Source organism: Variovorax sp. PDC80 (assembly GCF_900115375.1).
In the GTDB taxonomy this organism is placed as follows: domain Bacteria; phylum Pseudomonadota; class Gammaproteobacteria; order Burkholderiales; family Burkholderiaceae_C; genus Variovorax.
Map to the genome: position 1 here is coordinate 624677 of NZ_FOWG01000002.1, position 12506 is coordinate 637182.

The 12506-nt window shown below is 70.6% G+C and carries 9 protein-coding genes; 4 read left to right on the forward strand and 5 right to left on the reverse strand.

The genetic code is table 11. From position 1 onward, the window contains the following. Positions 1-43: 43 nt before the first annotated feature. The 3 genes from BM109_RS08475 to BM109_RS08485 form a co-directional block, all read right to left on the reverse strand. The gene (locus BM109_RS08475; protein ID WP_093342056.1) at positions 44-1480 is read right to left on the reverse strand and encodes an MFS transporter; all 1437 of its coding nucleotides are present in this window, start codon (positions 1478-1480) and stop codon (positions 44-46) included. 238 nt (positions 1481-1718) lie between these two features. Continuing rightward, positions 1719-4532 (reverse strand): sensor domain-containing diguanylate cyclase, encoded by a 2814-nt coding sequence (locus BM109_RS08480; RefSeq protein WP_093342058.1) that lies wholly within the window; start codon positions 4530-4532, stop codon positions 1719-1721. Between the two features lie 167 nt (positions 4533-4699). Next, positions 4700-5410, reverse strand: a complete 711-nt coding sequence (locus BM109_RS08485) for an FMN-dependent NADH-azoreductase (protein WP_093342060.1) — start codon at positions 5408-5410, stop codon at positions 4700-4702. A gap of 127 nt (positions 5411-5537) precedes the next feature. On the opposite strand from BM109_RS08485, the gene BM109_RS08490 reads away from it, so the two are divergent. Continuing rightward, positions 5538-6488 (forward strand): LysR substrate-binding domain-containing protein, encoded by a 951-nt coding sequence (locus BM109_RS08490; protein WP_093342061.1) that lies wholly within the window; start codon positions 5538-5540, stop codon positions 6486-6488. Here the strand turns inward: BM109_RS08490 and BM109_RS08495 are convergent, their stop codons facing one another. Next, positions 6489-7127 (reverse strand): TetR/AcrR family transcriptional regulator, encoded by a 639-nt coding sequence (locus BM109_RS08495; RefSeq protein ID WP_093342063.1) that lies wholly within the window; start codon positions 7125-7127, stop codon positions 6489-6491. It abuts the gene before it with no gap. A 95-nt stretch (positions 7128-7222) separates the two neighbouring features. On the opposite strand from BM109_RS08495, the gene BM109_RS08500 reads away from it, so the two are divergent. Continuing rightward, entirely contained in the window at positions 7223-8095 is an 873-nt protein-coding gene (locus BM109_RS08500) for an NAD(P)H-binding protein (protein WP_093342064.1), read from the forward strand. Further along, complete coding sequence (locus BM109_RS08505; RefSeq protein ID WP_218159364.1) at positions 8092-8571, forward strand: anthrone oxygenase family protein; 480 nt, start codon at positions 8092-8094, stop codon at positions 8569-8571. The genes BM109_RS08500 and BM109_RS08505 overlap by 4 nt, the downstream gene beginning before the upstream one ends. 3 nt (positions 8572-8574) lie before the next feature. On the opposite strand, the gene BM109_RS08510 is transcribed toward BM109_RS08505, so the two are convergent. Beyond that, positions 8575-9480, reverse strand: coding sequence for an SDR family oxidoreductase (locus BM109_RS08510; RefSeq protein ID WP_093342066.1), 906 nt, complete (start codon positions 9478-9480; stop codon positions 8575-8577). A gap of 204 nt (positions 9481-9684) precedes the next feature. Here BM109_RS08510 and BM109_RS08515 point away from each other — a divergent pair, with 204 nt between their 5' ends. Next, positions 9685-12465, forward strand: coding sequence for an ExeM/NucH family extracellular endonuclease (locus tag BM109_RS08515; RefSeq protein ID WP_093342068.1), 2781 nt, complete (start codon positions 9685-9687; stop codon positions 12463-12465). Positions 12466-12506 lie beyond the last annotated feature (41 nt).

Consider the following 12506-nt stretch of genomic DNA (forward strand, 5'->3'; position numbering starts at 1 on the left):
GGTCAGCGAGCCCGAGGCTGCCGACCTGGCCGCTACTTCGGCGCTACTTCGGCGCGGCCTCGCGCCGCGCCAGCGCATGCATCTGCGTGGCTTCGCGCGGCAGCCACAGCGAGAGCGCGAACACCGCGAGGCCCACCACCAGCATCATCACGAAGGTGAGGTGCAGCGAGCCGCCGAGCGCGAGCCGCAGCGCCGCGTCGCCGGCCGCGGGCGAGGCCGGGCCCTGCAGCAGCAGGCGCAGCTGCTCGTCGGTGAAGGCGAGGCGGCCGTCGGCGCGCGTGAGGCCGAAGTTGAAGACCGCGCCGAAGAAGGCCGCGCCCAGCGCGCTGCCGAGGTTGCGCGAGAACACGTTGGAGGCGGTGGCGCTGCCGCGCTGCGCGACGTCGACCGACTCCTGGATCAGGATCAGCGAGCTCAGGCTCAGCAGGCCCATGCCCAGGCCGATGACGAACGAGCCCACGCCCGCGAGCACCGGCGTGCTGCCCGCGGCGAGCAGCACGAAGCTCGCGCAGCCCACGGGGATCAGGGCCGCGCCGGCCACGAGGATGCGCCACAGGCCCACGCGCTGGAAGATGCGCGAGGTCAATGTGGCGCCGATCGGCCAGCCCAGCATCACCATGGTCAAAGTGAGACCCGCCGTGACCGACGAGCGCTCGAGCACCACCTGCACGTACATCGGCAGGAAGGTGGTGATGCCGATCAGCACCATGCCCGCGAGCAGGGCCGCGCCGTTGACGGTGGCGATGACGCGCGCGCCCCAGAGCTTGAACGACACCATCGGGTCGGCCGCGCGGCGCTCCTGCCACACGAACAGCACCACCGTGAGCGCGAAGGCCGCGGTCCAGCCCCAGGCGGAGGCGTCGTTGCCGATGCCGAACTCGGTGAGCGCGATCATCAGCGCCGCGATGCCGGCGGCGAACAGCACCGCGCCCACGATGTCGATCGAGGCGCGGCGCGTGGCCGGGGTCTCGTGCAGGAAGGCCCAGAAGCCCAGCGCGGCCGCGATGCCGATCGGCACGTTGATCCAGAAGATCCAGGCCCACGAGAGCTTCTGCACGATCAACGCGCCGAGCATCGGCCCGAGCACGGCCGACACGGCCCAGACGCTCGCGAGGTAGCCCTGCACCTTGCCGCGCTCGCGCACCGGATAGAGGTCGCCCACGATGGTCAGCGCCACCGGCTGGATGGCACCGGCGCCGATGCCCTGGATCAGCCGGAAGCAGATCATGGCGGGCATCGACCACGAGAAGCCCGCGAGCAGCGAGCCGACGAGGAAGATGGCGATGCCCACGAACATCACGGGCTTGCGCCCATAGAGGTCGGAGAGCTTGCCGAACACCACGGTCATCGCGGTCTGCGCGAGCAGGAACGAGGCGAAGACCCAGCTGTAGAGATGCAGCCCGCCGAGCTCGGAGGCGATCTGCGGCATGACGGTGGAGACGATGGTCGCTTCGATCGCGACCATGGCCATCGACGCCATGATCGACGCGATGACCAGCGGGCGGTGGGTGGTCTTGGTGGGAGGGGCTTCGGGTGTCACGCGGGACTTCCAGGGGAGCGCGGTGCGTCGGGGCACATCGGGGCGCGGGAAGCGCACGGGGCACGGGCACGGATTGCGAAGGGCTGCATGCTATAGCCATCACGAGCCCCTGTCCGCTGCTCGGACTCTTCGCAGGATCAGGCAAGTCGGCGGGCGCCCTGCCCGCGCCCTCGCCTCGTCAGCCTTCGCCTTCGGGCGGTTCGAGGAAGGACGGCGGCGACTGCGGGAAGGCCGCCTTGCCCTGGCTGCCCTCGCCCGGCACGAAGAAGGCATAGCGGTTGCGGCCCGCGGCCTTGGCGGCGTAGAGCGCGGCATCGGCGCGCGCCAGCAGCTCGGCCGCCGTGACCGCCGACTCGGCCGGGCCGTGGAAGGCGATGCCGATGCTGGTCGCGACCTCGATGCGCTGGCCGTCGACGCGGAAGGCCGGATGGTTGATCTGCGCCACGATCTTCGAGGCCACGGCCGCGACCGCCTCGCGCTGCTTGAGGTTCTCGATCACCAGCACGAACTCGTCGCCGGCCAGCCGCGCCGCCATGTCGCTGGCGCGCACGCAGGCCTTGAGCCGGCGCGCGTACTCGGCCAGCACCGCGTCGCCCACCGCGTGGCCCAGCGTGTCGTTGATGGCCTTGAAGCGGTCGATGTCGAGGAACATCACGGCCAGCGAATGGCCGGTGATGCGCCCGCGCAGCACCGCGTCGGGCAGGAACTCGTTGAAGGCCAGCCGGTTCGGCAGGCCAGTCAGGGTGTCGATGCGCGCGAGCTCGATCAGTTGGCGCTCGACCAGCTTGAGCGCCGTGATGTCGAGCGCCAGCGAGAAGATGCCGTGCGTGCTGCCGTCGCTGCGCGTGTCGGGCACGTAGATCACCTGCGTCACGCGGTCGTAGCCCGCGCGCTGCGTGCGCGCCTCGAACTCCACCTTCTCGCCGGCCAGCGCGCGCGCCAGCATCGGGCGGCGCGACAGGTAGACCTCGCGGCCCGCCACCTCCTCGAGATGGCGCCCTTCCACCTGCGCGGGCCCGAGACCCAGCCATTCGTGGCTGGTGGCGTTGGCGAAGGTGATGCGCTCCTCGCGGTCGATGTAGGTGATCAGCGCCGGCATGCTGTTGGTGATGGCGCGCAGCCGCAGCTCGCTCTCGGCGGCGCGCAGCTCGGCTTCCTTCAGCGCCGTGATGTTGAAGGCCATCAGGTAGAAGCCCAGCACCTCGCCCTCGAGGTTGATGTCGGAGATCAGGTGGGTCTGGAAATGGCCGTCGCTGCCCTGGATCGGCGCGTCGACCGGGAAGTGCGCGTTCTTGCCGGCCAGCACCGAGGGCAGGTGCGGCCGGATCTGCGCGTACACCGCATCGCCGAGCGAGGAGCGCAGGCTCACGCCCGCGAGCGGACCGTCGAACAGGTCGGCCAGGCGCCGCGCGCGGCTGTTGGCGAACAGGCAGTTCTCCTCGCGGTCGAAGTAGCCGACCAGCGCCGGGATGCTGTTGGTCACGTCGCGCAGCCGGCGCTCCTGCTCGGTCAGCGCCTTGCGCACGTTGACCTCGTCGGTGATGTCGAAGGTCATCGCGAACACGCCGCGCACCACGCCCTCGGTATCGCGGTCGGGGATGTAGTGGGCCTTGTAGGTGCGGTCGCCGACGCCGCGCGCCGGGTTGCCGGCCTTCTCGATGATCACGGTCTCGCCGCGCAGCGCGCGCTCGTAGTACGGCGCGACGACCGCGAAGTCCTCGGCGCCGCGCGCCTCGGGCATCGGGCGGCCGACGAGCTCGCCGTCGTCGTGCATCGCCTTCACGTGCGCATTGACGAAGGTGTAGCGCAGCGCCGCATCGACGTGCGAGACCAGCGCCGGGATGTTGTCGGCGATGGTGCGCACCTGGGCCTCGGAACGCGCCAGCAGCTGCTCGCTCGCGCGCTGCTGCGCCATCAGCTGGTCGAAGCTGCGCGCGAGTTCGCCGATCTCGTCCTGCGCATAGCTGGCCGGCGGCTCGGGCACGCCGGCGGCCGGATCCTGCGCCGACTGCATGCGGCCGTGCAGCGCGGCCAGCGGCGTCAGGCGCCGCCGCACGAAGCCCAGCGCGAGCGCGCCCGCGAGCAGCGCCGCCACCAGGCCGCCGCCCAGCGCCACGCGCTCGATCGCATCGATGCGCGCGAAGGCCTCGTCGCTCGGGTACATGGCGCCGACGATCCAGTTGGTCTGGTCGGTGCGCTGGAACGCGAACAGGCCCCGCACGCCCGATTCGTCGATGCCCTCGCTGGTGCCCTCGAAGCCCGCGATCGCGCGCCGGATCTCGGGGTTGGCGCCGTTCTCGGTCGGCAGCCGGTTCAGGATGCGCGCCGCGTCGGGATGGTCGACCACCACGCCGTCGGCCGTGAGGATGAACAGGTAGCCGGTCTTGCCGAAGCGCACGTCGGCCAGGTCGCCGAGGATGTTGCGGTCCTTGAGGTTGATGGCGCCCGAGATCACGAAGCGCACCTTGCCCTGCGCATCGAGCACCGGCTCGGTGATGGCGATCTGCGCCAGCCCGTTCAACCGGTTGCGGTAGGGCCGCGAGATCAGGCCCAGCCCCGACTGCACCGTCTGCTGGAAGTAGGCGCGGTCGCGGATGTTGATGGTGCCGACCTGGCTGGCGTTGCTGAGGTTGGCCACCAGGTTGCCGTCGAGGTCGAGGAAGGCCACGTTGTCGAAGGCCAGGCGCAGCGACTTGTGGCGCTCGAGGAAGGCCTGCAGCGGCCGGCCGTCCTGGAAGTTCTGCGCCTCGACGCTGTCGACGAAGGTCTGCAGCAGGATGCGGCGGCTGCCGAATTTCTGGTCGACGCCGGTGGCGATCGAGGAAACACGCGCGAACTGCTCGCCGGTGATCGAGGCCCGCAGGCTGCCGCGCACCAGTTGCAGCGCGACCATCGCGATCGCGACGGTCGCGGCCAGCACCACGGCGGCGACGCCGAGGCTGACGCGGGTATGGAGTCCGAAGCGGCGATGGAACGGTCGCGAAGGGGTCATGAATGAGATGGGAAGGCCAGTGGCGCGCCGGGGTTCCGTGCCGGCTCATGCGACCTGGGGCGAGTATCGGTGCGTTCGTCGGTCAGCGGAAGGTGAGAAACGTCATACACCTCCGCTTCCCCATACGCGGCGGCGGCCCGAACGGATGCAGCCGCCGCGTCCTCCCGTCAAACGGCAACGAGCGGCTGCCCGGCCGCCGGCGCCGTCACCGCGCCGGCCAGCGCGTCCACCAGCGCATCGACCTCGGCCTCGGCCCGGGCCAGCGAGTCGGCCAGCAGCGCGCCGCCGAACTCGTCGCCCTCGGCCGCGGCCTCGTGCACCTCGGTCAGGCCGATGTACGAGAAGGCCGTGCGCACCATCGCCTCGGCATGGTTCATGTGCGCGATGCGGCCGCCCGGGCCATAGCCGTGGTCGCCGCGCGCGCCCAGCAGCACCAGCCGCTTGCCGGGCGGCAGCATCGGCCAGTACGGCACGGCGCCGCGCGCGCGATCGAAGCCGAAGGTGCGGCCCACGCGCACCACGTTGTCGATCCAGGCCTTGAACTGCGCCGGCACGCCGAAGTTGTACATGGGCAGGCCGACCACCACGAGGTCGGCCGCCAGCAGCTGGTCGACCAGGCGGTCGCTCTCGGCCAGGCGCTCGGTCATCCACGGCTCGCGCTGCTCGGGCGCGGTGAAGGCGGCATGGATCCAGCGCCCATCGACGAAGCCCGGCGGCTGCTGGCCGACGTCGAGGTGCTCGACCGCGTCGCCGGGCCGCAGCGCGTGCCAGCGCTCGACGAAGCGGGCCGACAGCCGGCGCGAGTGGGAGCCATGGGGATCGGTGCCGGAACGGCCCGCTCGGGCGCTGGTGTCGATGTGGAGCAGTCGGAGGGACATGGTCGGTGGTCCTTGAGATGAGTGAATGGATGTCTTTCGTCTCGCGATGCCAGAATGGCGATCGGCCGAGGCGTAGAGAGAATCTATGGGCCTCGACACCGCCTCACAAACGATCGTTTTTCCTCCAATGAACGAGCCAGACTCATCTGTCAGAGCGCCCAGGAGATTGCCGCCGCTGCTCGCGCTGCGCGCCTTCGAGGCCGCGGCGGCGCATGGCAGCTTCCTGCGCGCGGCGCGCGAGCTGTCAGTCACGCCCTCGGCCATCAGCCACCAGGTGCGCGCGCTCGAGGACACGCTGGGCCAGCCGCTGTTTCGCCGCCTCACGCGGCAACTGGCGCTCACGCCCGCGGGCGAGCGGCTGTTCGAGGACCTGCGCCAGGGCTTCGACGCGCTCGAGGCCGGCGTCGAGCGGCTGCGCCGGCCGGCCGCCACCCAGGCCGTGACGCTGAGCACCAACACCGCCTTCGCCGCGCGCTGGGTGATCCCGCGCATGGCGGCCTTCCGCGCGGCCTGCCCGGGCATCGAGCTCAGGCTGCATGCGAGCGACACGGTGGTCGACCTGGCGCGCGGCGAGGCCGACATCGCGGTGCGCCTGGGCAGCGGCCGCTGGCCGGGCCTGGCGGCGCGCGCGCTGATGCCCGAGCGCTACGCGCCGCTGTGCAGCCCGATGCTGGGGCTGGCGCGCGTGGAGGATCTGCCGCGGCACCGGCTGATCCATTGCGACTGGCAGCCGCAGGCCCATGCGCCGGCGCTGTGGCCGCGCTGGTTCGAGGAAGCGGGCATGGCGCCGCCGCGCGGGCGCTCCGCGAAGCAGGCGGCCAAGGAGGCGCCGGAGGCCGAGCTCTCGTTCTCCGACGAGACCCATGCGATCCTGGCCGCGCTCGGCGGCCATGGCGTGGCGCTGCTGAGCCTCACGCTCGCGGCCGAGGAGCTGCGCAGCGGCGCGCTGGTCCAGCCCTTCGGGCCGGCGCTCGATACCGGGCGCTACTTCCTGGCCACCGCGAACGGGCGCGAGCACGAGCCGGCGGTGCGCGCGGTCTGGGACTGGATCGCGTCGCAAGCACAGCCGGCTGGCTGATCAGTCCTCGAAGGGCTCGGCGATCTCGCGCAGCGCCATGCGCTTGTAGGCCGCGACCAGCGCCGCGCCCTCCTCGCTCGCCACGCCGATCGCGAGGCGGATCGTGGCCTCGCCCAGCTCCCAGATCAGGAAGGCCGACTGCTCGATCTGCGCGCCGCGCTGCGGATCGGCATCGCCGTGCACCTTGCGCATGGCCTCGGCCAGCATGCCGCCGGCGATGCGGCTCTCGGCGATCTGCAGCCCGAGCAGTTGCCGGTCGGCCTGCATGCCGCTCCAGATGTCGCGCATCACGGGCCGCGCGCCGACGATCTCGAAATAGCGGTCGACCAGCGCCGAGAAGGCCAGCCGCAGGCTCGCGAGGTCGTGCACCTCGCGCAGGCCCTCCTCGATGCAGCCGCGGCTGTGCAGGTTGATGCGCTCGGCCAGCACGCGGATCAGCGCGCTCTTGTCGGGGAAGTACTGGTAGAGCGAGCCGATCGAGATGCCGGCGCGCGCGGCCACCTCGCTCATCTTCAGCGAGTCGCTGCCGCCGCGCTCGATCAGCGCCGAGGTGCATTCGAGGATCAGCTCGACCCGCGCCTTGCTGCGCTCCTGCGTGGGGTTCTTGCGGGCGGCCGAGGCGGTGGCGATGGAATTCATGGCGGATCGGACTCGAAAAAACGGTTGACGCTCGAAATGTGAGGGAATATCATTTTTTACGTGAGCAGTCCTCACATTAACCCAAGGAGTCCGAGATGGCAATCGATCAGACCACAGTGCAGACGCGGGACGATGCACGTCCCATCCTCGTCCTGGGCGCCCATGGCAAGACCGGCGCGCGCGTCATGGCGCTCCTGCAGGCCGCCGGCCATGCGGTGCGCGCCGGCTCGCGCAACGCCCGCCCCGCCTTCGACTGGAACGACCGCGCCACCTGGGGGCCGGCGCTCGAGGGCGTGAGCGCCGTCTACATCGCCTACCAGCCCGACCTCTGCGTGCCCGGCGCGGTCGAGACCGTGAGCGACTTCTACCAAGCGGTCGCCAAGGCCGGCGTGCGCAAGACCGTGCTGCTGTCGGGCCGCGGCGAACCCGAGGCGGAGGACGCCGAGAACGCGCTGCGCGCCACCGCGCTCGACTGGACCATCGTGCGCGCCAGCTGGTTCTTTCAGAACTTCAGCGAAAACTACTTTCTCGAGGAGATCGTCGCCGGCGAGATCACGCTGCCCGACGGCCTCGCGCCCGAGCCCTTCGTCGATGCCGACGACATCGCGGAGATCGCGGTCGCCGCGCTGCTCGATCCCGAGGGCGGGCGCCATGGCGGCCAGCTCTACGAACTGACCGGCCCCGAGGCGCTGGACTTCCCCGAGGCGATCCGCCGCATCGGCCAGGCCGCGCAGCGCGGCATCGGCTGCCGCATCGTGACCATGGACGACTACGCGGCCGCGCTGGGCCAGGCCGGCCTGCCGCCCGATCTCGCGTGGCTCGTGATCTACCTGTTCAAGACCGTGCTCGACGGCCGCAACACGCCGGTGGCCGACGGCGTGCAGCGCGCGCTGGGCCGGCCGCCGCGCAACTTCGCCGACTACCTCGCGCGCACCGCGCCCACCGGCGTCTGGGGAGCCGCATCGTGAGCGGCAAGCTGCTGACCGTGCTGGTGCTGGCCGGCGCGCTGTCGAGCGCGCTCGTCGCCGGCATGTTCTACGCGTTCTCGTCCTTCATCATGGCGGCGCTGGCGCGCGTGCCGGGGGCCGAGGGCATGCGCGCGATGAACGCGATCAACGTGACCGTGATCACGCCGAGCTTCATGGTGCTGTTCATGGGCACGGCCGTGCTCGGCATCGGGCTTGTCATCTGGTCGCTGTTCTCGATCGCGCAGACCGACTCGCAGCTGGTGCTGCTGGGCGCCCTGCTCTACCTGCTCGGCTGCTTCGGCGTGACCATGGTCTTCAACGTGCCGCTCAACGACCAGTTGGCCGCCGCGCCCACCGAGGCGCTGTGGAACAGCTACCTGCGGACCTGGACCCTGTGGAACAGCGTGCGCACCGCCGCGGCCACGCTGTCGTCGGCGGTGCTGGTGGCGGTGGCGCTGCGGCAGGCCGCGGCCTGAGCGTCAGGGCGCGCGCAACTGCTCGCGCAGCTTGGCGCCGATCTCGGGCCGCTCGAGGAAGGGATCCGCGGGGTTGGTGATCGAGACGATGTTCTCCATGCGGCTGCGCACGTTGCCCAGCGCCTTCGGATGGCTGAAGACGTAGAACTGGTTGTCGCTGATCGCCTCGAAGACCTTGGCCGCGACCTCGGCCGCCGTGATCTTGCCGCTGCTCACCGCCTTGTTGCTCATGGCCTGGCCGATCAGCTGGCTCTTGGTGAGCTCGCTCTGCTTGGGCGCATCGGGCCGGTTGCGTTCGCTGCTGGTGATGCCGGTAGGCACGAAGTACGGGCACAGCAGGCTGGCGCCGATCTGGTCGGTGACCAGGTTCAGGTCCTGGTACATGGTCTCGGTGAGGCTCACGACCGCGGCCTTGGCGGCGTTGTAGATGCCCATGTTCGGCGGCGTCAGCAGGCCGGCCATGCTCGCGGTGTTGGTCACGTGGCCGCGGTACGAGGGGTCCTTCGCTGCCGCCTCGAGCATCATCGGCACGAACAGGCGCACGCCGTGGATCACGCCCCAGAGGTCGACGCCGAGCACCCAGTCCCAGTCGGCCACGGTGTTCTCCCACACCAGGCCGCCCGCGCCCACGCCGGCGTTGTTGAAGACGAAATGCGGCGCGCCGAAACGCTCCTTGACGGCGGCGGCCAGCGCTTCCATCTGCGCCGCGTCCGACACGTCGACCTTGCGCGCCAGCACCTGCGCGCCGGCCGCTTCCATCTCGGCCTTCGCCTTGTCGAGTGCGTCCTGCTGCACGTCGACCAGCACGAGGTTCATGCCGCGCGCCGCGCCGATGCGCGCGCATTCGAGTCCGAAGCCCGAGCCCGCGCCGGTGAGCACGGCGGTCTTGCCCTTGAAGTCCTGAATCATTGGATACGTTCCTTTGGAATGGCTCTGCGCCGAGCATTAGAGCGCGTCGGCGCGCACGTGGCTGTCGTTCGTGCGACGCAGCGCGAAGCCTTTGGTTTACGCATGGGCCGACAGGGCCGAAGGATGTCTCCGAAGCTACATACAAGCTGCCTATAACCCGCCGCAGCCCGCTCGCCGGACCTTCATCCATCCAGGAAATTTCCCATGATCCATGCAGCGCCGAGGCCGACCTGGCAACTCAGAACTTTGGTACTCGCGGCGGTCGTCGCATTGACGGCATGCGGTGGCGGAGGCGGCGGCGGTGCCGTCTTCCCCTTCGTTCCCCCGCCGCCCACCGACACCGCGCCGCCGCCCGTGCAGCCACCGCCGCCGGCACCGACCTGCGCCGCCGCGATTCCGGCCGATGCGCCGCTCGCGGCCATTCCCGCCGTGCAGGGCACGGGCCACCTGAGCCCGATGGCCGAGCAGGCCGTGACCGTGCGCGGCGTGGTGGTCGGCGACTTCCAGGCCACCGGCACCGGCGATCCCCGGCTCAACGGCTTCTTCGTGCAGTCGCTGGTGCCCGATGCCGATCCGCTGACCTCCGAGGGCCTCTTCGTCTACGCACCGGCCAACGCCACGCGCGTGGCGGTCGGCGACTACGTGCAGGTCTCGGGCACGGTCACCGAGTTCGGCCAGACCGCGGGCGCCGGTGCCAAGCCCGACAGCATCACGCAGATCGCGGGCAGCAGCGACAAGCCCGTGGCCGTCTCCATCTGCGGCTCGGGCCTCGCGATCGCGCCGACGCCGATCACGCTGCCCGTGGCCGACGAATCCACGCTCGAGCGCTACGAAGGCATGCTGGTCGAGATCGCGCAGCCGCTGGCCGTGTCGGAGCTGTTCGAGCTGGGCCGCTACGGCCAGCTGGTGCTGGCGCTCAACGGACGCCAGTTCAATCCCACCAACGGCAACGCGTCGGCCACGCACGAGCAGAACCTGCTCGCGCGCATCGTGCTCGACGACGGCGGCTCGCGCCAGAACCCGAACCCCATCCCCTACCTCAGCGCCGCGGGCACCGACGGCACGCGCCGCATGGGCGACACGACGCAGAAGGTCACGGGCATCCTGAGCCACAACTTCGCGGCCTACCGGATCCAGCCGACCGAGGCGACCAGCTTCGCGCAGGCCAATCCGCGCCCGGCCACCGCGCCCGCGGTCGGCGGTGCGCTGAAGGTCGCGAGCCTCAACGTGCTGAACTACTTCACCACCTTCCAGAACGGCGAGAACGCCGCGGGCCAGACCGGCCAGGGCTGCACGCTCGGCAGCGAGGCCCCGAGCGCGGGCAACTGCCGCGGCGCCAACAACCGCGCCGAGTTCGACCGCCAGCAGGCCAAGATCGTGGCCGCCATCGCGGGCCTCGATGCCGACGTGATCGGGCTGATGGAGATCCAGAACACCGACGTGGCGACCGACAACCTCGTGGCCGCGCTCAACGCCAAACTGGGCGCGGGCACCTACGCCTCGGTGCGCAGCGGCAGCTTCGGCACCGACGCGATCAAGGTCGACATCCTCTACAAGCCCGCGAAGGTGCAGCGCGTCGGCGGTCTGGTGTTCCCCACCGGCACCGACCTCACGGAGTACGTCGCGCCCAGCGGCCGGCCGCCGCTGGCACAGCGCTTCAGCGCGGTGGGCAACCACGGCGGCTTCTGGTTCGTGGTCAACCACCTGAAGAGCAAGGGCAGCTGCCCGGGCACGGGCGACATCGACCTGGGCCAGGGCTGCTTCAACCTCGCGCGCACCAAGCAGGCGACGGCGCTCAACAGCTTCGTCGCCAAGCTCAAGGCGCAGGGCGAAGCCGACGTGCTGATGATGGGCGACTTCAACAGCTACCAGCTCGAGGACCCGACGAAGGTGCTCGAGTCGGCCGGCAACGAGAGCCTGCTCAAGCGCATGCCCGCCAACGACCGCTACACCTACGTGTTCGCCGGCGAAACCGGCGCGCTCGACCATGCCTATGCCTCGGGCTCGCTCGCCGCGCAGGTCGCGGGCGTGGGCGTGTGGCACATCAATGCCGACGAGCCGACGGCCCTCGACTACAACACCGACTTCACGACCGACGACCGCTACGCGCCCACGCCGTTCCGCGCCTCGGACCATGACCCGGTGCTGGTGGGGCTGAACCTCGCGGCCGATGCGGCCGTGACGCTGCCGATCCTCGGCGGCACGATCCCCGCGACCGCCAAGGCCGGCGAAAGCTACGGCGTGACGATCACGGAAGCCCTGCCCGGCGGCACCGCCACCTTGACCTCGCTCTCGGTCGACTGGGGCGACGGCAGCGCCGCGACGACCGCGCCGGGCGCGGGCACGGTGACGCACACCTACGCGGCCGCGGGCAGCTTCGAGGTCGTGATCACGCTGACCAACTCGGCGGGCCAGACCGCCACGCGCTCCGGCAGCGTCGCCGTCAGCAAGATCGTGGTGGTTCCGCCCGGCCCGCCCGACCTGTTCTTCAGCGAGTACATCGAGGGCAGCTCGAACAACAAGGCGATCGAGCTCTACAACCCGACCGCGGCGGCGCTGGACCTGAGCCTCTACACCGTCAAGCTGTACTCGAACGGCGCGAGCACGGCGACCAACACGCAGGTGCTCAGCGGCACGCTGGCCGCGGGCGCGACGCTGGTGCTCTCGAACAGCGGCGCCACGGCCCCCTTCAAGCCCGCGGGCTCGATCGTCAGCAGCGTGGTCAACTACAACGGCGACGATGCGCTGACGATCGAGAAGTCGGGCACGGTCATCGACCGCATCGGCCAGGTCGGCGTGGACCCCGGCAACGAGTGGAAGAGCGGCGCCATCAGCACGCTGAACCAGACCTTGCGCCGCAAGCCCGAGGTCAAGGCCGGCGACCGGAATCCGCTGTTGCCCTTCGATCCCGCGAAGCAATGGGGCCCCGCCGTCCCCCTGCCCATCGACACCTCGGACGGCCTGGGCTCGCACACGGTGAACTGAGCGGGATCGCCGGGTCGGCGATCACCGGCCCGGCGGTTTCT

Bases quoted from the DNA above. Each gene is read 5' to 3' on its own strand.
- BM109_RS08475 (WP_093342056.1), bottom strand. From the start codon at position 1,480: ATGGCGTCGATGGCCATGGTCGCGATCGAAGCGACCATCGTCTCCACC.
- BM109_RS08515 (WP_093342068.1), top strand. From the start codon at position 9,685: ATGATCCATGCAGCGCCGAGGCCGACCTGGCAACTCAGAACTTTGGTA.
- BM109_RS08510 (WP_093342066.1), bottom strand. From the start codon at position 9,480: ATGATTCAGGACTTCAAGGGCAAGACCGCCGTGCTCACCGGCGCGGGC.
- BM109_RS08500 (WP_093342064.1), top strand. From the start codon at position 7,223: ATGGCAATCGATCAGACCACAGTGCAGACGCGGGACGATGCACGTCCC.
- BM109_RS08495 (WP_093342063.1), bottom strand. From the start codon at position 7,127: ATGAATTCCATCGCCACCGCCTCGGCCGCCCGCAAGAACCCCACGCAG.
- BM109_RS08490 (WP_093342061.1), top strand. From the start codon at position 5,538: ATGAACGAGCCAGACTCATCTGTCAGAGCGCCCAGGAGATTGCCGCCG.
- BM109_RS08480 (WP_093342058.1), bottom strand. From the start codon at position 4,532: ATGACCCCTTCGCGACCGTTCCATCGCCGCTTCGGACTCCATACCCGC.
- BM109_RS08485 (WP_093342060.1), bottom strand. From the start codon at position 5,410: ATGTCCCTCCGACTGCTCCACATCGACACCAGCGCCCGAGCGGGCCGT.